Genomic DNA, 21,742 nt, shown 5'->3' on the forward strand with positions numbered 1-21,742 from the left:
GGGCGACGAGCCTAGTCGTCCGCGCTGGTAGGTTGCCGGGGTGGACGTCCTGGTCGTGAGCACGTGGTACCCCAATGAGGTCGCGCCCGTGTCCGGCACGTTCGTGGAGAAGGACGTTCACGTCCTCGCGCGGGACCACTCGGTCGAGGTCGTCCACCTGGTCTCTCCCCACCTGCACGACGGCGGTCCGCCGACAGTCCTGCGCGATGGCGTCACAGTCCACCGGGTGGTCATGTCCACGCAGCGACCCGGCGACGTGGTCCGTGCGCGGCTGGAGCTCCAACCGCTGCTGGACCGTGCAGAGCTGGTCCACAGCATGGCGTTCTCGACGCTCCTCCCCCTCGGGCTGCGCCGACCCTCGGCGCCGTGGGTGCACACCGAGCACTGGTCAGGCTTGTCGAATCCCACGTCCCTCCCGATCGCATGGCGCACGGCTCTTCCCGCCCTGCGGAGGCTGCTCGCCCGGCCGGACGCCGTGACGGCTGTCTGCGAGTATCTCGCCCGGCCAGTGCGTGCGGTTCGTCCCGGTCCCACGTCGGTCGTGCCCTGTCTCGTGCCGTCGCCTGACGTCGTCCCGCCGCGCCCACCGAGAGAGGACGTGCTGCGGCTCGTCGCCGTGGGCGGGCTCGTCGAGCGCAAGGGGCCGGACGTCGCGGTGGAGGCGCTCGCCGTACTTCGTGACCGGGGGCGCCTGGCTGAGCTCACGTGGGTGGGCAGCGGCCCGCTGCGTGACAGTGTGCTGGCCCGTGCCGAGCGCCTCGAGGTGGCCGACCGGGTGCACCTGGTCGGCAACCTCGATGCCGCAGGCGTGAGCGAGGCGCTCGCTCGGGCAGACCTCTTCGTCCTGCCGACCCAGGCTGAGAACTTTTGCGTAGCCGCAGCAGAGGCACTCGTCCACGGGCGCCCTGTCGTCGTGGGATCGAACGGTGGGCAAGGCGAGTACATCGATCCGCGGGTGGGGCAGCTCGTTCGCCGCCACGACCCGGAGGCGTACGCCGACGCTGTTCTCGGCGTGGACGAACGAACGATGGATCTTCCCGCGTCGAGCATCGCTGCGACGGTCGGCGACCGCTTCAGCGCGCGGACGCTGAGCGAGGGCTATGCGCGGGCCTATGAGGTCGCTCGGCAGGACCGCCTCCAGCGGAGCAGTCGGTGACCGCGCTAGACGTCGACGTCGTGATCGCCGTGCACTCGCCGGAGCGCTGTGTCGAGCGCGCCGTGGGCTCCGTGCTCTACGGGACGTCCAGCCCGGTCCGGGTCACCGTCGTGGCCCACGATCTTGACCCCGCGGTCGTCGTCGGCCGGTTGGGAGGGCTCGCCCGAGACGCGAGGGTGCGGGTGGTGGGGTTCGTCGACGGCGTGCGTTCCCCCGCGGGGCCGTTCAACCACGGGCTCGATCTCGCGAGCGCCGCGTATACGAGCGTCCTCGGTTCGGACGACCTGCTGGAACCCGGCGCTGTCGACTCGTGGTTGGCCCGGGCACGACGCGACGACGCCGATGTCGTCGTCGCGAGGCAGAGGCACGGGGGTGGGCGGCCGATCCGCACCCCTGTGACGCGGCCGTGGCGCACACGCTCGCTCGATGCCGTCCGGGACCGGCTGGCCTACCGCAGCGCGCCTCTCGGCCTTGTCTCGCGATCGCGATTCGGTGGCCTCCGTTTCACGTCCGGCGTGGCGGTGGGGGAAGACGTCGCCTACGTCGCAGAGCTGTGGTTTGGCGGCGCGCGGGTCAGCCTGGATCGCGGGCCGGCGTACGTCGTGATGGACGATGCGGCAGACCGGACGACCATGGAGGCGCGGTCCGTCGACGCTGAGCTGGCCTATCTCGACGTGGCCCTCGACGTCGCCTCCGGTCTGGACGCCGCGCAGCGCACCGCTCTCGCGACGAAGCTATTGCGCGTGCACGTGTTCGGCGTCGTCCACAACCGGCCGGAACCCTCCTTCTGGCAGATGGACGCGCGCCGGGACCTTGCTATCGCGGCCGCCAAGATCCTCGAGGCCGCTCCAGACGCGGCGGCACCGCTGTCGAGGGCGGACCACGAGCTGCTCCGGGCGATCACCGATGCCGCCGTTCCCGTCGGCACTCTGCTCCAGGCAGCGTCCGCACGACGCCGGTTCGGTCGTCCGGCCACTCTCGTGCCGGCAGACCTCCGGCGTCTGTTCCACCGTGAGGCACCGCCCCGGTTCATGGCTGCGTCGGTGCTCGCGGGTCGGCCGGCGCGACGCCGGTCGTCGACGGAGCGCCCGGCTCGACCTGCACGCGGCTGACGGCGGAACGTCGGGGCAACCCACCAGCGACGCATCACCCGTCCGAGGGCTTGTCTACGAGAACGTGGACCGCGGCCGCTAGGACCTTGTGGCACGCCGAGCGCGAGGCGTACCGGAGCATGCTCGCCCACGCGGTCGGGAGACCGCCGAAGGTTGCGCGGAGCGCGTAGATGATCGTCGCGTGGACGAGGTAGAACGCGTAGGGCAGTTCGTTCAGGGATGCAAGACCCATGACATGACCAGGTCGACCTGTCCGGTCCTGGACCGAGAGATCGCGACGACGACCCACAGGCCAGCGCCGAAGCCACCAGGTACCTGAGCCACGGCGGAGCGCTCGGCCGCCAGCAGTTGCCCATCGCCCAGGCAAGGCACATGCCGAGCGTGAACTCCGCGAGCCGAACGATCGGCCACGGTACGGCTGCGGACCACCATGCCTCCGGTGACCGGCCGCGATCGTCCGGTAGGCGAACGCGAAACTCAGGACGGACGCGGCACCCACGAGCGCGCCCCGAGACCTTGATGCGGAGCACCTGCTGCAGTAGTAGGTGCGTCACAGAGAAGAACGCCTCGCAGCTGAGCGTCCAGGCGGCTGGGGTGCCCGAGAAGAGCATCACCGGGTCACGCGACCACCCTTGGAACAACAGCAAGGAGAGGATCAGAACGGCAGAGAGGGGCTTCGGCAACTACTCGTTGGGTGCAGGTGCGATCGCGTAGAAGACCGGGACTGCGATGACGAGCGCGACGAAGTGGACGGAGTAGATTTGCGCGAACCGGCGCCAGACGAAGGTGGACGGCGGTGCGCGGTCCGACCAGGACCACGTGAGCCCGAAGCCGGACAGTACGAAGGAGCAGGACAGTACAAAGAAGTAGGTCGCTCCGAGGTGCCCGAGCGCAAGGACCGGCTGGACGGGGATCGGCCGGGGTTCGCCTTGGGGTACCGAAGACACCGAAAGCTGCCCACCAGCGCCGTAAGCGAGTTGAGGCGGATCGGGCGCACGGGGACCGGCACCGTGGTCGTGACGCGTGAGACTCCGTCGGCACCCGTCGTTCGGGTCCCCTTGTACCACGTCCGTCGGGTCGGGCCCGGAAGGTAGTCTTGCGTGCGCGTCCGCCGACCTGAACCTGAGGAGATCCATGCGTATCGCCGTCGTCGCGCTCGGCAAGATCGGTCTGCCTCTGGCGGTCCAGTTTGCTGACAAGGGGCACGACGTGGTCGGGGTCGACGTCAACCCCGGCCTCGTCGCGACGGTCAACGAAGCGCGCGAGCCCTTCCCGGGTGAGGCCCATCTCGCGGAGAAGCTCGCCGATGTCGTGCCCGCGGGGCGGCTTCGAGCCACCACCGACTACGGCGACGCGATCCCTGGTGCGGATGCGGTCGTGGTGGTGGTCCCCCTCTTCGTCGACGAACGCACGGCGCAGCCCGACTTCGGCTGGATGGACTCCGCCACCCGCTCCCTGGCGGAGCACCTGACGCCCGGGACCCTGGTCTCGTACGAGACCACGCTTCCCGTGGGCATCACCCGCGGGCGCTGGAAGCCGCTCATCGAAGAGGTGTCCGGTCTGACAGAGGGGGAGGACTTCCACGTCGTCTTCTCACCGGAGCGTGTGCTGACGGGACGGGTCTTCTCAGATCTGCGCCGCTACCCCAAGCTCGTCGGCGGCCTGTCCGACGAGGGGGCTCGCCGGGCACGCGAGTTCTACGAGGCGGTGCTCGAGTTCGACGATCGGGACGATCTCGCGCGTCCGAACGGTGTGTGGGACCTCGGCTCCGCGGAGGCAGCGGAGCTGGCGAAGCTGGCCGAGACGACGTACCGCGACGTGAACATCGGGCTCGCCAACCAGTTCGCCCTGTTCGCCGACTCGCAGGGCATCGACGTGCACGCGGTGATCGAGGCGTGCAACTCCCAGCCGTACAGCCACATCCACCGGCCCGGCATCGCCGTGGGCGGACACTGCATCCCCGTCTACCCACGGCTGTATCTCTCCGTCGACCCCGACGCCAGCATCGTGCGCGACGCACGTGCGGTGAACGCTGCCATGCCGGCGCGCGTGGTCGAGCGGGCGCGCGAGCTGCTCGGCGACCTCCGCGGCCGTCACGTCGTCGTCCTCGGCGCGGCGTACCGGGGAGGAGTGAAGGAGACGGCGTTCTCGGGCGTCTTCGCCACCTCGGAGGCGCTGGAGGGCTTGGGCGCGACGGTGTCCGTCCACGACCCGCTCTTCGAGGACGGCGAGCTCAAGAAGCTGGGGTTCACCCCCTACCGTCTCGGCTCGCCGGTCGACGTCGCAATCGTCCACACCGACCACGCCGACTACCGCACCCTCGGCCCCGCGGACCTCCCGGGGCTCAAGCTGCTCGTGGACGGACGACGGGTCACCGATGCCTCGCGGTGGGCCGGCACGCCGCGCGTCGTGCTCGGTGAGGGATCGGCAGCGTGAGCGGAGCGTCGGCGCCGGTCGCGGTCGTCGCGGTCGTCGTCGCCTACGACCGGCGCGACCTGCTCGTCGAGTCGCTGGACGCCCTGGGATCCCAGAGCCGGCCGCCGGACGCGGTCGTCGTCGTCGACAACGCGTCCCACGACGACTCGGCGGTCGTCGCAGCGGAGCATCCCGTCGAGGCGACCGTGCTCGAGCTGCCGCGCAACACCGGCGGCGCGGGCGGCTTCGCCGTCGGCATCGCCCACGCCGTGGAAGCCCTGGGCGCGGACCTCGTCTGGCTCATGGACGACGACACGATCCCCAGCCCCACCGCGCTCGCCGAGCTCCTCGCCGCCCGCGAGGCATATCCCGGCCCGGTGGCGCTGCTGGGGAGCCGCGTCGTCTGGCACGACGGGCGCGAGCACCCGATGAACACCCCCCGACGTCGACCGGGCGCCTCCGGCGAGCAGGTCACCCGTGCGGAGCGTGCGGGCGCGGTCCCGGTCCGGTCGTCGTCGTTCGTCTCGATGCTCGTGGACGCGCGCGCCGTCCGGCACCACGGCCTGCCCGTCGCCGACTACTTCATCTGGAACGACGACTTCGAGTACTCCGCGCGGCTCCTGCGTCGAGGCACCGGGCTCCACGTGCCGGGATCTGTGGTCGAGCACCGGACCAAGACGTTCGGCGCCACGGACGCCGACCCGGGCGAGCGCTTCTACTTCGAGGTGCGCAACAAGCTCTGGATGCTGCTGCACTCGGCCTCCCTCTCGCCCGAGGAACGCCTGCTCTACCTGGGTGCGTCGGTGCGTCGGTGGTGGCGGACCTTCCGTCGTTCGCAGGATCCAGCGGTGCTCAGGGCCGCCGGGACGCGCGGACTGCGAGACGGCCTGCTTCGGCGGCCGCGACCGAACGCGACCGTCCTGGCGGCGATGGGATCGCGTACGGCAGAGGTCGCGGTCTTCGACCGTGCGGGTCGAGGCGCCGGGCCCGCCGCATGAGCTCCGGCGCGATCCCGCCGTTCTCCCTCCTCCTGCCGGTCTACCACGGGGACGACGCCGCACACCTGCGGCGGGCGTTCACCTCGGCGACCTCCGAGCAGCTTCTTGCTCCGGACGAGGTCGTGATCGTCCAGGACGGCCCGGTCGGGCCGGCCCTCGACGCGGTGCTCCGCGAGATCGAAGCAGCGAGCGCGAACGTCACGGTGCTGCGGCTCGATCGCAACGTCGGGCTCGCCCTCGCCCTCGAGGCCGGTCTCGCCCGGTGCAGCCACGAGATCGTCGCGCGCACCGACGCGGACGACATCTGTCGTCCCGAGCGCTTCGCCCGCCAGGTCCCGCTGCTGGCGGACGGATTCGACATCGTGGGCACGGCGATCCAGGAGTTCGCCTCCGAGGACGAGCCCGGCCTGGTCCGCGTGCCACCGCTCGCGCCGGAGGACATCGCCGCGGGAGCGCGGTTCCACTCGCCGTTCAACCACCCGTCGGTCGTGTACCGCCGCTCCGCCGTCGAGGCCGCGGGTGGCTACCAGGACCTGCCGCTCCTCGAGGACTACTGGCTGTTCGCCCGGATGATCGCGGGGGGCGCGCGCGGCTGCAACGTCGCCGACCCGCTACTCCTCTACCGCGTGGGTGCGGGCGCGTACGCCCGCCGCGGAGGCCTCCGGCTCCTGCGGTCGGAGATCGAGCTCCAGCGGCGCATGCGCGGCATCGGTTTCACGACGACGCGGCAGGCGATACGCAACGTCGCGGTCCGGGGCGGATATCGCCTCGTCCCCGAGGGGATCCGGAAGCTGCTGTACCGCAGGTTCCTGTCGGACCGGGGAGGTGCCCCCCGTGGCTGAGTGGCTCGTGACCTGGCCGGTCGCGCTCGTTGCCCTGGCGGTGCTCGTGCTGCCCGGGCTGGCACCTGCGTACGCCCTCGGGTTCCGGGGGATCGCCGCGTGGGGTGCGGTGCCGGCGTTCTCCGGCGCGGTGGTCGCGACGACGGCGATCGTGCTCGGCGAGCTGGGGCTGCCCTGGCACGTCGCCTGGGCGCTCGTCGGCTCCCTGCTCCTCGCCGTGCCCTGCGCCGTCGTCTGGCGGCTCTCCGGGCGCCGTCGCTCACCGAGCCTGCGGCGTGGACGGCAACGGGTCGCGGTCACCGTGGCGGTCGGCGTCACCTCTGTCGTCGCCGTCGCGCTCCACCTGCGCCGGACCGCGGAGGCGATCGGCGGACCCGAGCACGTCGCCCAGACGTTCGACACGCCGTACCACCTGAACGCGGTGCGGCTCATGCTCGAGAGCGGCGACGCGTCGTCGATGCACATGACTCTGACGCAGCCAGAGGCCTCCACGGCCTTCTACCCCGGGCTGTGGCACGCACTGGCGACTTCCGTGGTGCAGCTCACGGGGACGAGCATCCCGATCGCGGCGAACTGGGTGTCCGTCGTCGCCACGTGCGTGGCATGGCCGCTCGGCATGCTCGGTCTCTCACGCGTGCTCTTCGGCCCCCGTCCGTTGCTCCTCGGCGTTGTGGTCCCGCTGTCCTTCGCCATGACGCAGTTCCCCAACCGCCTGCTGTCGTTCGGGCTGCTCTACCCGAACGTGCTGTCGTACGCACTCCTCCCGGCAGCGCTCTCCCTGTTCGTCGTCGCGCTGATCCGGACGCACGGCCGGGGGCGCCTGACGGCGCTGGCCGGCGGTCTGCTGGGCCTCGTGGCGCTCGCTTTCGCCCAGCCGAACGGCGTGTTCGCGATCGCGTTCGTCGTCCTGCCGCTCTTGGTGCACGCGCTCGTGCAGGGCTCGGTCCGGCTCCGGCATCGTGGTCGGTCGTGGCCGGTCGTCGCGCTGCCATGGGCACTCACGGGGACTGTTGCGGTCGCGCTGTACTGGCTCCTGGGCGTGCTCCCCATGGTCCGGGACTTCCGGGGAAAGGTCGTCTGGACGGTGACCGCCGGCCCCGAGCAGGCAGCCACCGAGGTGTTCCGTCTGACGGCGATGCACCCCTCGATCACCCCGAACTTCCCCGAGCCAGAGGTGCTGGGGCCGGGGACGGCCAACCTCGTCGTCGGCGTCCTGGTCGTCGTGGGTGCCGTGTGCGCGCTGCTCGTCGCGCGATGGCGCTGGCTGACGTTCTCGTACGGGATCCTCGCGGGGCTGTACGTGCTGGTCCGTGCGGTCGACGTCCCGCTGCGCGGGACGCTGACCGGCTACTGGTACGCCGACCCGCAGCGCATCGCGGCCCTCCTGCCGCTCGTCGGCATACCGCTCACCGTCGTCGCCGTCGGTGGCGTCGCCGGGCTGGGTGTCCGGCTCGCCCGAGGGTCCCGCAGTGCCGGCACGCGCTTGTCTCCCTGGGCCGGCGCGAGCGCCGCGATCGTCCTCGGACTGCTCGTGTCCGTCGCCCTGCCCCGGAGCGCCACGTTCCGTGAGTCGTTCGGGTACGTCGCCCACGCGTACCGGCTGGACCCGGAGGCAGCGGCCTCCACGGGCCTGCTGGACGCGCGGGAGCTGCGCTTCCTCGAACGGGTCGGCGACATCGTGCCCGAGGACGTGGCCGTCGCCGGAGACCCGTGGGACGGCAGCGCCCTGGTCTGGGCGCTCGCGGACCGCGAGGCGATCTACCCGCACATGGGGATCGTCCTGGACGAGGACCGCGCGCTCGTGGCCACGGCCCTCAACCAGGCGCTGGACGACCCGCAGGTCTGCAAGGCGGTCGAGCGGCTGGACGTCGGCTACGTCCTCGACCTCGGGCGTCATCTCTCCGACGGCGGGCAGGGCGGGTACCCCGGGCTCGACGGGCTCGAGGAGGCAGACGTCGCCCGGCTCGTCGCCCGGGACGGTGACGCGCGTCTCTACGAGGTCACCGCCTGCTGAGCCGCGCACACGACTCAGGGTGAAGGTGTTGTGGTGATGTGTACCTACCAGTCGCGAGAGGAAGGCGGCAGTCGCCGACCTTGTAGGCTTTAGCGGCCGTTCGTCGAACCTAGGAGTGTGTGTGGACGCGGATCTTGTCGTCGTGGGATCGGGCTTCTTCGGCCTGACCGTCGCTGAGCGGATCGCCGAGGAGTACGGCCGGAAGGTCCTCGTGATCGACAGGCGACCCCACATCGGGGGCAACGCCTACAGCGAGGCGGAGCAGACGACCGGTATCGAGGTGCACCGCTACGGCGCCCACCTCTTCCACACGTCGAACGAGCGGGTGTGGGAGTACGTCAACCGGTTCACGGCCTTCACGAGCTACGTCCACCGCGTGTACACCACGCACAAGGGCGAGGTCTTCCCGATGCCGATCAACCTCGGCACCATCAACCAGTTCTTCCGGTCCGCGCACGGCCCCGACGCCGCGCGCGCCCTCGTGCGCGAGCAGGCCGCCGAGCTGGGGGACAAGAAGCCGGAGAACCTCGACGAGCAGGGCGTGTCGCTCATCGGGCGCCCGCTGTACGAGGCGTTCATCCGCGAGTACACCGCGAAGCAGTGGCAGACCGACCCGCGCGAGCTGCCGGCGTCGATCATCTCGCGCCTCCCGGTGCGCTACACGTACGACAACCGCTACTTCAACGACACGTACGAGGGCCTGCCCGTCGACGGGTACACCGCGTGGCTCGAGCGCATGGCGGACCACCCGAACATCGAGGTGCGGCTCGGCGTCGACTTCTTCGACGAGAGCCAGCCGGTGAGCAAGGGCAACGTCGTCGGCAACGTGCCGGTCGTCTACACGGGCCCGGTCGACCGCTACTTCGACTACGCCGAGGGCGACCTGTCGTGGCGGACCCTCGACTTCGAGGAGGAGGTGCTCGCGGTCGGCGACTTCCAGGGCACCCCGGTGATGAACTACGCGGACGCCGACGTGCCGTTCACGCGCATCCACGAGTTCCGCCACTTCCACCCCGAGCGCGACTACCCGACCGACAAGACGGTCATCATGCGCGAGTTCTCCCGGTTCGCGGAGCGCGCGGACGAGCCGTACTACCCGGTCAACACCTCCGCGGACCGCGACCGGCTGCTCAAGTACCGCGACCTCGCGGCGGGGGAGAAGGACGTCCTCTTCGGCGGGCGCCTCGGCACGTACAAGTACCTGGACATGCACATGGCCATCGGAGCCGCGCTGTCGATGGTGGACAACAAGCTCGCGCCGCACTTCGGCGGCGGGGCGGGCATCGAGAGCGGGGGAGTGGACGCATGAGCACTCAGGCTGTCGCCGGGGTCGCACGCACGGGTGAGAAGGCGGAAGGCCCGTACCGGGTCGTTCAGCGCGTCATCCTGCCGCTCGACCCGAACTCGGACTCCCTGCCTCTGTACGTCGAGGCAGGAGAGCTCCGCGCCCAGCAGATCCGGACGGACCTCGAGTCGCTCTGGGGGGCCAAGTCGCTCCCCGACCTGGCCCGGCAGTCCGGAGAGTCCGTCCGGTCGCAGGACATCTCGGGACGCTTCACGATGGCGGTGCGCCCCGGCCGCCGCATCTCGTTCGCCACCTACTTCAACGCCTTCCCGGCGAGCTACTGGCGTCGGTGGACCGTCGTCGACACCGTCCGCCTGACCGTGCGCACGCGGGGCACCGGCTCGGTGACCGTCTACCGGTCCAACGCGCGGGGTGTCCAGCAGCGCGTCGAGTCGTTCGCGGTCGAGGGCGAGGCGACGACGGTCACCGACCTGTCGCTGTCCCAGTTCGGCGACGGCGGCTGGTACTGGTTCGACCTCATCGGCGGGGTCGACGACCTGGAGCTCGTCGAGGCGGCGTGGTCCGTTCCCGAGTCCGGGCGCGCTCAAGGGCGGACGAGCATCGGCATCACGACGTTCAACCGCGCCGACTACTGCCTCGAGACCATCCGCACGGTCGCGCAGAGCGCGGAGGTCCGCGAGGTGCTCGACGAGCTCATCGTCGTCGATCAGGGCACGAAGCGGGTCCGCGACGAGGACGGGTTCGACGCCGTCGCCTCCGAGCTGGGGGACCAGCTGCGGATCGTCGAGCAGGGCAACATCGGTGGCTCCGGCGGGTTCTCCCGCGGCATGTACGAGACCGTCCAGGCGGGGCGCAGCGACTACGTCATCCTCCTGGACGACGACATCGTGCTCGAGCCCGAGAGCGTCGTGCGCCTGGTCACGTTCGCCGACTTCACGCGTGTCCCGACGCTCGTCGGGGGCCACATGTTCGACATGTACAACCGGTCGACGCTGCACACGTTCGGCGAGATCGTCGAGCCGTGGCGCATCCAGCCGGGCGTCCCGCACAGCGACATGGAGAACGGCCACGACTTCCGCGGCGCCGGCCTGCGCGCCACCCCGTGGCTCCACCGCCGCGTGGATGTGGACTACAACGGCTGGTGGATGTGCCTCATCCCCACGGCCGTGATCCGCGAGATCGGTCTCTCCTTGCCGATCTTCATCAAGTGGGACGACGCCGAGTACGGCCTGCGGGCGCGCGCCCACGGTTTCCCGACCGTCTCTCTCCCGGGCGCTGCAGTGTGGCACGTGTCGTGGGCCGACAAGGACGACCTCATCGGATGGCAGGCCTACTTCCACGAGCGCAACCGGCTCATCACGACGCTGCTCTACTCGCTCTACGAGCGAGGTGGACGGGTGCTGCGCGAGTCCAGCTACATGGACGTCAAGCACCTCATCTCCATGCAGTACTACTCGGAGCGCGGGCGACTCATGGCCATGCGGGACGTGCTCAACGGACCCGACGCGCTGCACGGGATCATCGGGACGAAGCTCCCCGAGATCCGCGGGATGGTGTCCGACTTCTCCGACGCCCAGTACAAGCCGGACGTCGACGCCTTCCCCCCGCCCGCGCCGAGCAAGCCGCGCAACAAGGGGCGTGGTGTGCAGATGCCGAGCCGGGTCACCCTCGTGCCGTGGGCTGCCAAGACGGTGATCCGTCAGGTGGCCAAGCCGGTGGACGAGAAGCTCGTCGAGCGTCCCCAGAGCCTCGTCCCGCACCAGGACGCGCGCTGGTGGAGGTTGTCGCAGTACGACAGCGCCATCGTCTCCAACGCCGAGGGCACCGGGGCGTCGTGGCATCGTCGTGACCCGCGGATGGTCCGGACGATGCTCGCCGAGAGCGCCCGGCTGCACGCGGAGCTCTTCGCCCGCTGGTCGGAGCTGCGCTCCGCCTACCGCGAGTCCCTGCCGCGCATCACGTCCTTCGAGGCCTGGAAGAGGACCTTCGACGAGAACCCCGCGCAGCCCCGATGAGCCAGACGGTCGTGGCCGAGCGGCCGATGGTCGAGCCGGGGCGTGGTCAGGGACTCGTCGACGTCGTGCGGAACCGCTTCCTCCTCCGGCTGATCGTCAAGAAGGAGGTCCGGGTCCGGTACCGCGGCTCGGTCCTCGGGATGCTGTGGTCGTACGTCAAGCCGGCGGTCCAGTTCGTCGTCTTCTTCGTGGCGCTGGGGCTCTTCCTGGGCCTGAACCACGGCGTCGAGGACTACGCGGTCTACCTGTTCTCCGGCATCGTCGTCATCAACTTCTTCGGCGAGGGCTTCTCGAACGCGACACGCTCGATCGTCGGGAACGCCGCGCTGATCCGGAAGATCTACCTGCCGCGGGAGCTCTTCCCCGTCTCGTCGCTCTGGGTCTCGGCGGTGCACTTCCTCCCGCAGCTCCTCGTCCTGCTCGTCGGCGCGCTCATCTTCGGGTGGCGGCCGAACGTGGCCGAGCTCGGTGCCGGCCTGCTCGGGTTCGTCATCGTGGCGGTCCTCTCCCTGGGACTGGGACTGCTCTTCGGTGCGGTGAACGTGCTCTACCGGGACGCCGAGAACTTCGTCGACCTCATCGTGATGGTGGCGACGTGGCTGTCACCGGTGCTGTATCCCTGGGAGCGGGTCGCCGAGGTCCTGCCGTCGTGGCTCTTCGTCGTCTACCAGCTCAACCCGCTCACCGCTGCCGTGGAGCTGTTCCACTACGCCTTCTGGTACCCGGCCACGACGTCCGCGGTCGCGCTCCCGCCGTCGATGTGGGCGTTCGGCTGGGCCGGCCTCGGCATCGCCGCGCTGCTGCTCGTGCTCGGGCAGTCCGTGTTCATGCGCCTCGAGGGGCGCTTCGCCCAGGAGCTGTGAGATGACGACGAGCATCGAGATCCAGGACGTCCGCAAGAGCTTCACCCTCCGGCACAACCGTTCGCTGAAGGAGCTGGCGATGTCGGCGGTGCGGCGGCAGCGTCTCGCCGACGACTTCGTCGCGCTCGACTCCATCGACCTCACGATCGAGGAGGGCGAGACCGTCGCGCTGCTCGGGTTCAACGGGTCAGGGAAGTCCACCCTTCTCAAGCTGATCTCCGGCGTCCTGCGACCGGACCGCGGCACGGTTCGCACCCGTGGCCGCGTCGCAGGTCTCATCGAGGTCGGGGCCGGTTTCCACCCCGACCTGACGGGCCGGGAGAACGTCTTCCTCAACGGTGCGATCCTGGGCATGCGCGAGCGGGATATCGAGCGCAGGTTCGACGAGATCGTCGCCTTCAGCGAGATCGAGCGGTTCATCGACACCGAGGTGAAGTTCTACTCCTCGGGCATGTTCCTCCGTCTTGCCTTCGCGGTCGCGGTGCACTCCGACCCGGAGGTGTTCCTCATCGACGAGATCCTCGCGGTGGGGGACGAGCCGTTCCAGGCCAAGTGCCTCGATCGTGTCCGTGCGCTGCGGGACGAGGGGCGCACGCTCGTGATCGTCAGCCACGACCTCGACATGGTCGCCCGGCTGTGCGACCGCGGCGTCCTCCTCGAAGGAGGGCACGTCGTCATGGACGGGCAGTGCACCGCCGTCGTGTCGCGCATGCGCGGTGAGGAGGCGGCGTGACGGCGACGGTCAGCGACCCCCGCCCGGTCGGCCGGGTCGAGCAGCATGAGACGCCCCCGGACCGCAGAGGCCTGTGGTGGGGGCTCGCGACGGTGGTGGCGGTGGGCGTCGCGTCGCTCCTCCCGCTGCTCTTCAACCCGTCGTACTACTACGCGGCCGACACGTCTCAGGGCGCGTACGGCAACTGGTTCCACCTGGGCAGCGAGCTGAGGGCCGGTCGGTGGCCGATGCTCAACCTCGGCGTGTGGGGGAGCGGCAACTACATCGCCGAGGGGCAGATGGGGCTGTACAACCCCCTCGCCTGGCTGATCGGACTCGGGGCCAGCGTGGCGTCGGACGTGGTGGTGTTCGCCTCCGTCGTCAAGATCTCGTTCCTCATGGTCGCCGCGCTCGGGACGTACCTCCTGGCCCGCTCGTACCGGGTCCCGCCTGCGCTCAGCGCACTTGCCGGGACGCTCGCCCCGTTGGGCGGCTTCACCCTCTACATGGACGCGCCGTCGTGGGTGACCAACCTGATGGTCTGGGCGCTCCTCCCGTGGGCGTGGTGGGCGCTGAGGCGAGCGCTCGCCGGCCGGACGCCGGCGCTCGTGCTGTGCTTCGCGTTCCTGATCGTGACCATCGGGTACGTCCATGGGACGATCATGCTGCTCGTCGTCCTCGCCGGATCTCTCCTCGAAGCGGCGCTCCGACGATCCGTCCGCCAGGCCGTGACGGTGGTGGTCGTCGGCGTCTTCACGGGTCTGGTCGCCCTCACCGTCTTCCTGCCAGGAGTCCTCTCTGCCGGCGTGACGAGCCGTGACTCCGACGAGATCCTCAACACGGGGTTCCTCGTCCTGGACGGTACGGGCCTCGCGTCGTCGATCATCCCGACCGTCCAGGCCCAAGTGACGGGCTGGTGGGGGACGTTCGCCCCGGGGCCGATCACGTATGTCGCGTGGGCGCTGCCGCTCTTCCTGCTCGCGGACCCGCGCAGGCTGCGCCAGCTCTGGCCGGACGCCGTCCCCGTCTTCACCCTGCTCGCCGTCGTGCTCGTCTTCGTCCTCGGACCGAGCGACGTAGGCCCGCTGCGCTACCCGATGCGCCTGATGCCCTTCCTCACGACGGGGCTCGTCCTCCTCCTCGTGCTGGTCCTGGCTCGCGCCCGGCGGGAGGTGACCCCGCGATGGGTGACTCCGGTCGTCGCCGCCACGGGCCTCGCCGCCACGTACCTCGCGATGGCGCAGTTCCCGACGCACTGGCGGATCAACGCCGTCGCAGGCGTGGCGGTCGTCGTCGCTCTCGTCGTGATGGTGCGCTTCCTGCGCGGTACGGGCCGCGTTCCTCGCGCGCTCGGACCCGTCAGCTCTGCCGCGGTCTTCGGTATCGCGGCCTCCGTGGCCCTCGTCGGCATCCAGCACCACTACTTCGACGGCCGCGAGACGAGCGGAGCCAACGACTACCCGCGGGCGCTGTCGGACTACCAGTCGCCTCTCGCGGCGGGCATCAACGACGGCATCGTCGTCGGCGACCCCTCCGCCATCGGCGCCTCCTCGGAGGTCTTCGAGGAGACGCTCGTCGCCAACACGTGGTACCTCAACCCGAACGTCCGGATGCAGAACGTGTACACGACGATCTTCTTCGAGGCGCTCGCGGAGAAGACGTGCATGAATCATGTCGGGGCAACCTGTCCTGAGCTCCTCGACACGCTCTTCGAGCGCGTCGACGGCACCGACGCCGACCTCGTCGACCTCTTGTCGATCGACACGATCCAGCTGATCAAGCCTTCCCTCGACGACGCGGTGTGGGAGGACCCGCCCGCCGGGTGGCACGTGGCCGAGGACGCACGCTCGACGGCGACGTGGGTGCGCGACGATCCCGTCGGGGAGGCGGGCGGCGTGGCATGGAGCGAGCCGGGCGTGAAGGTCGACGTGGTCGGCCGCTCGTCGACCGATCTCGAGCTGAGGGTCGTCGACGCGCCCACTGACGGCGGTCGCGTGGTGATGAGCCGGCTGGCGTGGCCGGGCTACCGGGTGTCCGGGGCCGACCTCGCGGAACCGGTCGACGGCTTCCTGCTGGCCGTCGACGTCCCGGGTGGCTCGGAAGGCGACACGATCACCGTCTCGTACCGACCGCCCCTGTGGGAGGCACAGGTCGCGACGCTGGCTGCCGCCCTGTTTCTCGGCGCGGCGTTCTCGGCCTGGTCGCTGTGGGCGAGGGGCCGCCGTCAGGAGTGACCGGTGTGCACCGCGCTCCCGCGGGGCCGGCGAGGGGTCGGCCCCGCGGGGGCGGAGCTGGGCTCCCGCCAGAGCGCGATGCGCTAACCGCACCCGGCCGGGACGTTGGTACAGCCGGCTGGTCGGGGGACGACGGCGGGTGTAGTAGTGCTCGATCTACGGTGCCAGTGCCGCGGCACGTTCGGCGTTCGAGGTGAAAACCTGCCGGTAGGCCCTCTCCGTGGCCAGGGTGCGGTTGAGACGCTCGACCTCGCCGTTCTACCAGGGGCAGTGTGGCTTGATGAACCTCTGCCGGATGCTGTGCTCGGCGCAGACAGGGCGCAGCGACCAGCGGTAGGACCAAGCGCTGTCGATCCGCAGGCGTTCGATGCGGGTAACCCGTGGGTGGTGACGTAGTCGATCGCGCGGGTCAGGAACCTGCGCAGGTGGCACCTTTCTCGTCGGGCAGGATCTCGGCGTAGGCCAGGCGGAGTGGTCGTCCACGAGCGAGTGAACGTAGTCGTAGCCGGTGCCGTGCTTGCAGTCTCTCGGTTGTCACCGGGGCCGCGCCCCGTGGGCGCGCCGGCCGCCGCCGTCGGGGAAGCGGCCCAGCTTCTTGACGTCCATGTGGACCAGCTCGCCAGGCCGGTCACGTTGCAGCGCATGGCGGTCGTCTCCGACGCGCGCAGTCGTTCGCCGGTCATCGGGTCCAGCACTGCCAGCTGCGACATCGTGTGGCGGGCCAGGATCCGCGAGACCGTCCGGGCAGGCACGCCGAGTTCGGCCGCGATCTGGTCCCGCCCGCGTCGCTCGACCCGGCGCAGGGCAACGACCTGTGCTTCGACCTCGGCCGATGTCCTGGTCGGGCACCGGTGCGGGCGCGAGGACCGGTCGGCCAGGCCGGCCTCGCCCTCGGCCGCGAACCGGTGCAGCCAGTACCCAACGCACTTGCGCGAGATGCCCATCGCCGCAGCGATATGACCCTGCTTCCAACCATCACGACGTCGCTCGACGATCAGCATCCTGCCGCGAACGGCCAAGCGGGCATCGGCGTGGGACACGACGACCTCCGGATCCGTGAAGACGCCAGACATCTTCACTAAGTCAGAAGGTCCTCCCTGCGTCTACCGGAACTGTCACCAGCCTCGTGGCCGGGTACAGCTAGCGGGGAGTCGTTGCCGACGTCTCGGTCGGCTGCATCCGGCGCCCGAGCAGCAGGTACACGACACGGCGCTGGAAGGCGGCGAGCGCCGCGCGCCGGTCGCCCTGACGGACGTCGGTGTCGCGGACCGCGTCGGGGGCCATCCCCTGGGCGAGCCGGTGGAACTCGGCCGCCTCCTGCGCCTGCTGGCGCGCAAGACGTACGGACCACTGCGAGGCGCTGACGCGGAAGGCCGCGAGGGACTCGCGAACCGCCACCATGTCGCCCTGGACGAGCACGTGCGCGTACGAGCCCGCGTCGATGAAGTAACGCAGGTCCTGCCACCAGCCCGCCCGCTCGAGCGCGTCGCGGCGCATCAGCACGCAGGCCGGCTCGCCGAAGATGTTCCCGCCCGCGCGTACGGTCTCACGCAGCGCGCGCTTCCCGTCGACGACCCCGTCGAGCCGGGCCAGACCGCGGGCGCGGATGAAGGGCTTCCCGCGCGCGTCGACGATGTCCCGCTGCGAGGCGACGAGGACGACGTCGGATCCCCCCTCGTCGAAGGCGCGCACCTGGCGCTCCAGACAGGTAGGCGCCAGGAGGTCGTCGCCGCAAACGAGCTTCACCAGCTCGCCGCGGGCGAGCTGGCTCACGCGGTTCCAGTTCCGCCGCGCGCCACCGCCGGCCTCGGTCCGGACGAGCCGCGTGCGCGGTTCGTCGCGGTACCTCTGCAGCACGTCCCACGTGCCGTCCGTCGACGAGTGGTCCGAGACGACGAGCTCGAAGTCCTCGAACGTCTGGGCGAGGATCGAGTCGATCGTCTTCTCGATGTAGGCGGCGTTGTTGTAGGCGGGGACGACGACCGACACCCGGGGTGCGGGAGACCTCGTCGTGCTGTCGGCCGTCACGGTCGCACCGCCCGTCGCGACTTGTTCTGGACGAGATAGAGCGGTCGCCTCTGGGTCTCGATGTAGGTGCGGCCGACGTAGGACCCCACCACGCCGAGCATGATCATCTGGACGCCGCTCGTGAGCAGCACGACGATCATGAGGAAGGTCCAGCCCTCGACGACCGTCGACGGCTGGATGAGCCGTGCGAGGAAGACCCAGAGCATGAGCGCGAAGCTCGCCGCCGCGAAGAGGTAGCCGACGCGGGAGATGAGTCGAAGCGGTGCCGTCGAGAAGCTCATGACGCCGTCCGCGGCGAACTTGAGCATCTTTCTCAGGGGGTAGCCGGTCTCACCGGCGTGACGCTCGTCGCGGTCGAACGGGACGGCGACCTGCCGGAAGCCGACGTAGCTGACCATCCCTCGGAGGAACCGCGAGTGCTCGCGCATCCTGACGATCTGGTCGACGACCTGGCGGTCGACGAGGCGGAAGTCCCCCGTGTTGCGGGGGATGTCGATGTCGGTCACGACGTGCAGGAACCGGTAGTAGAGGTTCGCGGTGAGCTTCTTGAACGCCGTGTCCTTACGGCTCCGGCGCTGGGCGTAGACGACGTCGTAGCCCTCGCGCCACTTGGCCAGCAGCTCGAAGCTGACGGCGGGCGGGTCCTGCATATCGCTGTCCATGATGATCACGGCGTCGCCCTTGGCGACGTCGAGCCCGGCGGTCACCGCCATCTGGTGACCGAAGTTGCGGGACAGGTCGACGACGACGACGCGGCTGTCCTGGTCCTCGAGGCGGAACAGCATCGCGAGCGAATCGTCGCGGCTGCCGTCGTTGACGAAGACGATCTCGTACTCGTACTCGGGATGCTCGTCCAGCAGCTTGGACAGCGTCGAGTAGAGCAGATCGAGGTTCCCGGCCTCGTTGTAGATCGGGAACACGTACGAGACGAGCGGACGAGCCGCGGACTCTGGCATCGGATATGACCACGCTTGCGACGAGGAGCGGGAATGGACCGGTGTGTACGCTACCAAACTGCGCAGCGCGCTCCGTGCGCCGTCGCGCGCCCCTCGACGCTCTCATCCGGAGGAGATCCCCGTGCAGCTCTTGGTGACCGGCGGGGCCGGGTTCATCGGCTCCAACTTCGTCCACCAGACGGTGCGCGAGCACCCCGAGACGCGCGTCGTCGTGCTCGACGCCCTGACGTACGCGGGGGACCGGGCATCCCTCGCGCCGGTGGCCGACGCGGTCCGGCTCGTCGAGGGCAGCATCACCGACGCGGCGCTCGTCGACGACCTGGTGCGGGACTCCGACGTCGTCGTCCACTTCGCCGCCGAGTCGCACAACGACAACTCGCTGGACGACCCGACGCCGTTCGTCCAGACGAACGTCGTCGGGACCTTCACCCTGCTGGAGGCGGTCCGCCGGCACGGCACGCGCTTCCACCACGTGTCGACGGACGAGGTCTACGGCGATCTGGAGCTCGACGACCCGGCGAAGTTCACGCCGACGACGCCGTACAACCCGTCGAGCCCGTACTCGTCCACGAAGGCTGCGAGCGACCTGCTCGTGCGGGCATGGGTGCGGTCCTTCGGCGTCGAGGCAACCATCTCGAACTGCTCCAACAACTACGGCCCGTACCAGCACATCGAGAAGTTCATCCCGCGGCAGATCACCAACCTGGTCGACGGCGTGCGCCCCAAGCTCTACGGCGCAGGTCGGAACGTCCGGGACTGGATCCACGTCGACGACCACAACGCCGCCGTGTGGGAGATCCTGCAGCACGGCACGCCCGGCGAGACGTACCTGATCGGCGCCGACGGGGAACGCAGCAACCTCCAGGTCGTCCAGGAGCTCCTCGACATCTTCGGACGGCCGTCGGACGACTTCGACCACGTGGCCGACCGCCCGGGGCACGACATGAGGTACGCGATCGACGCGTCGAAGCTGCGGGACGAGCTCGGGTGGGAGCCGCGCTACACGGACTTCCGTTCCGGCCTCGAGGCGACCGTGCGGTGGTACCGGGAGAACGAGGCGTGGTGGCGACCCCGCAAGGCGTCCGTGGAGTCCCGCTACGCCGCGGCCGGGCAGTGACCCGTCCTGCGGGGCAGGCGAAGGGCTGCTCGTGGGCCGGGACGCGATGACCTCGGCGCCCGGTGGGCCGGAGACCGAGCCGATGCCCGCTCGGCGCCTCGGACGCGCCTCGAGCATGCGCATCACCGCGGCGTCCCTTGCGGGCGCGGTCGCGGGCTACGTCGTGCTCGCCATCGCGGCGCGCACGCTGACCCTCGAGGACAACGCGCTGTTCGTGACCTTCTGGGCGGCGCTGCTCACCTCGTACGGCATCCTCACGGGCCTCAACACCGAGACCTCGCGCGCGGTCGCGCAGTCGGCTGTCGGGACCGGGACAGGGGTCAGGGCGCCGCGTGCCGGGACGGTCGCCGCGGTCGTCGCCGCCGGCGTGGCCGCCGTCTGCCTGGGCACCGCGCCGCTCTGGGGTGGTCTGGTCTTCGGCGAGGACTCCCAGGTCCTCGCGACGGTCGTCGCCGCATCCGCAGCGGCCTACGCCGTCCAGGCGACGCTGCTCGGTGCCCTCTCCGGTCGCGGAAGCTGGGACCCCTACGCCGCCGTCATCGCGGTCGAGGCGCTCGGCAGGGTGCTGATCGTGACGCTCGTCGCCCTCTGGGCCTCCGACGTCGTCCCCCTCGCCTGGGCCGCAGGTGCGGCCGCTGCGGCCTGGACGATCATGCTCGTCGTCTCGCCGGCCTCTCGCGCCGCCCTCGCGTCGCGCGTGGACGCGCCCCTGCGTGCGTTCCTCGCCCGCTCCGCTGTCGCGGCCGTGGCGGCCGGGGCGAGCGCCGTGCTCCTCGTAGGCTTCCCCGTGCTGACGTCCTTGACCACACCGGCGGCCGTCTATGCGGGCGCAGCGCCGCTCATGCTCGCGATCACGCTCACGCGGGCACCGATCATGGTCCCGCTGACGTCGTTCCAGAGCGTCATTGTCTCCCAGTTCGTGCACAACCAGGAAGGGGCCGGCCGCGCCTTCCTGAAGTTCTCGGGCGTGGTCCTGGCCGTGGGCGTCGTCGGGGCCGCTCTCGCGTACCCGGTCGGCCCTCCCCTCATGGCGCTCCTGTTCGGGGAGGGATACCGCGTCGACGGGATCGTGCTCTCCGCCATGACCTTCGCCTCGGCCGGGACCGCCCTCCTGACCATCAGCGGTGCGTTCTGCCAGGCACGGAACAGGCACGGGGCCTTCGTCACCGGATGGCTCGTCGCGCTCGTGGTGTCGGTGGCGATCCTCGCTGTCGACGCCGACGTGACGGCGCGCGTCGTCGGAGCCCTCGTCGTCGGCCCGTACTGCGGTCTCGCGGTGCATCTCGCCGCACTGCGCCGCGAGCTCGTCCGGCGTCGTCCCACCGGCTGACCGGCCGGGCCGCGCCCAGGCCGGTCAGCCGGCGAGCGTGGCGAGGTGGTCCTGCACGGCGTCCCACGTGGGGAGGAGTCCGCGCTCCTCCGCCTCCGCCAGCGTGGGTGCAGCCGAGTCCTTGTCCGACAGGGCTGGCGAGATCGGCTTGCCGGAGCGGTCCGTCGTCGGCCACGCGATGCCGACGGCCGGATCGAGCGGGTGGACGCCGTGCTCGCGCCCCGGAGCGTACGGTGCCGAGCAGAGGTACGTGACGGTGGATCCGTCCTCGAGCGAGCAGAAGGCGTGACCGAGGCCCTCGCTGAGGTAGATCGCGCGGCGGTCGACGTCGTCGAGCAGCACGGAGTCCCACTGGCCGAACGTCGGGGACCCGACCCGGATGTCGACGACGACGTCCAGTACCGCCCCGCGGACGCACGTCACGTACTTGGCCTGGCTCGGCGGGACGTCGGCGAAGTGCACCCCGCGGATCACTCCCGCGGCTGAGACGGACAGGTTCGCCTGGCGCAGGTCCAGGTCGTGGCCCGCCGTCGCGGCGAAGTCGGACGCGCGGAACCACTCGAGGAACACGCCCCGGTCGTCGCCGAACTGCCGTGGCGTGAGCTCCCACGCCCCGGCGATGCTGAGTTCTCGAATCTCCACGG

17 protein-coding genes and 1 pseudogene are annotated in these 21,742 nt (G+C 70.3%); 13 read left to right on the plus strand and 5 right to left on the minus strand.

From position 1 onward, the window contains the following. The first annotated feature begins 40 nt into the window (after window positions 1-40). Window positions 41-1,156, plus strand: a complete 1,116-nt coding sequence (locus JZ5iCDA_RS02255; protein ID WP_083259569.1) for a glycosyltransferase — start codon at window positions 41-43, stop codon at window positions 1,154-1,156. Further along, a complete protein-coding gene (locus JZ5iCDA_RS02260; RefSeq protein WP_069385644.1) occupies window positions 1,153-2,268 on the plus strand; it encodes a glycosyltransferase family A protein in 1,116 nt (371 codons plus the stop codon). Before JZ5iCDA_RS02255 ends, JZ5iCDA_RS02260 begins: the two co-directional genes overlap by 4 nt. A 34-nt stretch (window positions 2,269-2,302) precedes the next feature. Here JZ5iCDA_RS02260 and JZ5iCDA_RS18700 read toward each other — a convergent pair whose 3' ends face one another. Further along, on the minus strand, window positions 2,303-2,500 hold the full coding sequence (locus JZ5iCDA_RS18700) for a hypothetical protein (RefSeq protein ID WP_069385645.1): 198 nt from the start codon (window positions 2,498-2,500) through the stop codon (window positions 2,303-2,305). Between the two features lie 902 nt (window positions 2,501-3,402). Here JZ5iCDA_RS18700 and JZ5iCDA_RS02275 point away from each other — a divergent pair. The 9 genes from JZ5iCDA_RS02275 (at window position 3,403) to JZ5iCDA_RS02315 (ending at window position 15,667) form a co-directional block, all read left to right on the plus strand. Further along, on the plus strand, window positions 3,403-4,704 hold the full coding sequence (locus JZ5iCDA_RS02275) for a nucleotide sugar dehydrogenase (RefSeq protein WP_069385647.1): 1,302 nt from the start codon (window positions 3,403-3,405) through the stop codon (window positions 4,702-4,704). Then, a complete protein-coding gene (locus JZ5iCDA_RS02280; protein ID WP_083259570.1) occupies window positions 4,701-5,681 on the plus strand; it encodes a glycosyltransferase family 2 protein in 981 nt (326 codons plus the stop codon). The genes JZ5iCDA_RS02275 and JZ5iCDA_RS02280 overlap by 4 nt, the downstream gene beginning before the upstream one ends. Then, complete coding sequence (locus JZ5iCDA_RS02285; protein ID WP_083259571.1) at window positions 5,678-6,523, plus strand: glycosyltransferase; 846 nt, start codon at window positions 5,678-5,680, stop codon at window positions 6,521-6,523. Before JZ5iCDA_RS02280 ends, JZ5iCDA_RS02285 begins: the two co-directional genes overlap by 4 nt. Beyond that, on the plus strand, window positions 6,516-8,537 hold the full coding sequence (locus JZ5iCDA_RS02290) for a DUF6541 family protein (protein ID WP_069385649.1): 2,022 nt from the start codon (window positions 6,516-6,518) through the stop codon (window positions 8,535-8,537). The genes JZ5iCDA_RS02285 and JZ5iCDA_RS02290 overlap by 8 nt, the downstream gene beginning before the upstream one ends. 121 nt (window positions 8,538-8,658) lie before the next feature. Beyond that, complete coding sequence (gene glf / locus JZ5iCDA_RS02295) at window positions 8,659-9,846, plus strand: UDP-galactopyranose mutase (RefSeq protein ID WP_069385650.1); 1,188 nt, start codon at window positions 8,659-8,661, stop codon at window positions 9,844-9,846. Then, window positions 9,843-11,858: a glycosyltransferase gene (locus tag JZ5iCDA_RS02300; RefSeq protein WP_069385651.1), complete on the plus strand. Its 2,016-nt coding sequence runs from the start codon at window positions 9,843-9,845 to the stop codon at window positions 11,856-11,858. The genes glf and JZ5iCDA_RS02300 overlap by 4 nt, the downstream gene beginning before the upstream one ends. Next, on the plus strand, window positions 11,855-12,721 hold the full coding sequence (locus tag JZ5iCDA_RS02305) for an ABC transporter permease (RefSeq protein WP_069385652.1): 867 nt from the start codon (window positions 11,855-11,857) through the stop codon (window positions 12,719-12,721). Before JZ5iCDA_RS02300 ends, JZ5iCDA_RS02305 begins: the two co-directional genes overlap by 4 nt. A gap of 1 nt (window position 12,722) precedes the next feature. Beyond that, on the plus strand, window positions 12,723-13,454 hold the full coding sequence (locus tag JZ5iCDA_RS02310; protein WP_069385653.1) for an ABC transporter ATP-binding protein: 732 nt from the start codon (window positions 12,723-12,725) through the stop codon (window positions 13,452-13,454). Continuing rightward, complete coding sequence (locus tag JZ5iCDA_RS02315) at window positions 13,451-15,667, plus strand: hypothetical protein (RefSeq protein ID WP_069385654.1); 2,217 nt, start codon at window positions 13,451-13,453, stop codon at window positions 15,665-15,667. The genes JZ5iCDA_RS02310 and JZ5iCDA_RS02315 overlap by 4 nt, the downstream gene beginning before the upstream one ends. Window positions 15,668-15,826: 159 nt before the next feature. Here the strand turns inward: JZ5iCDA_RS02315 and JZ5iCDA_RS17825 are convergent. The 3 genes and pseudogenes from JZ5iCDA_RS17825 to JZ5iCDA_RS02330 form a co-directional block, all read right to left on the minus strand. After that, window positions 15,827-16,707, minus strand: a pseudogene (locus JZ5iCDA_RS17825) (IS481 family transposase); the annotation flags it as partial. Window positions 16,708-16,807: 100 nt separating this feature from the next. After that, a complete protein-coding gene (locus JZ5iCDA_RS02325; RefSeq protein WP_069385656.1) occupies window positions 16,808-17,695 on the minus strand; it encodes a glycosyltransferase family 2 protein in 888 nt (295 codons plus the stop codon). Next, on the minus strand, window positions 17,692-18,651 hold the full coding sequence (locus JZ5iCDA_RS02330) for a glycosyltransferase family 2 protein (RefSeq protein ID WP_069385657.1): 960 nt from the start codon (window positions 18,649-18,651) through the stop codon (window positions 17,692-17,694). Before JZ5iCDA_RS02330 ends, JZ5iCDA_RS02325 begins: the two co-directional genes overlap by 4 nt. A gap of 121 nt (window positions 18,652-18,772) precedes the next feature. Here JZ5iCDA_RS02330 and rfbB point away from each other — a divergent pair, with 121 nt between their 5' ends. Together rfbB and JZ5iCDA_RS02340 are read left to right on the plus strand one after the other, a co-directional pair. Next, a complete protein-coding gene (rfbB, locus tag JZ5iCDA_RS02335; RefSeq protein WP_069385658.1) occupies window positions 18,773-19,768 on the plus strand; it encodes a dTDP-glucose 4,6-dehydratase in 996 nt (331 codons plus the stop codon). 115 nt (window positions 19,769-19,883) lie between these two features. Beyond that, window positions 19,884-21,098 carry a polysaccharide biosynthesis protein gene (locus tag JZ5iCDA_RS02340; RefSeq protein ID WP_139122922.1) on the plus strand — a complete coding sequence of 405 codons (1,215 nt, stop codon included), beginning with the start codon at window positions 19,884-19,886 and terminating at the stop codon, window positions 21,096-21,098. 24 nt (window positions 21,099-21,122) lie between these two features. Here JZ5iCDA_RS02340 and JZ5iCDA_RS02345 read toward each other — a convergent pair whose 3' ends face one another. After that, complete coding sequence (locus JZ5iCDA_RS02345; RefSeq protein WP_069385667.1) at window positions 21,123-21,740, minus strand: dTDP-4-dehydrorhamnose 3,5-epimerase family protein; 618 nt, start codon at window positions 21,738-21,740, stop codon at window positions 21,123-21,125. Window positions 21,741-21,742 lie beyond the last annotated feature (2 nt).

The sequence above is a fragment of the Cellulosimicrobium cellulans genome, from assembly GCF_001722485.1.
GTDB classification, from domain to species: Bacteria; Actinomycetota; Actinomycetes; order Actinomycetales; family Cellulomonadaceae; genus Cellulosimicrobium; species Cellulosimicrobium cellulans_A.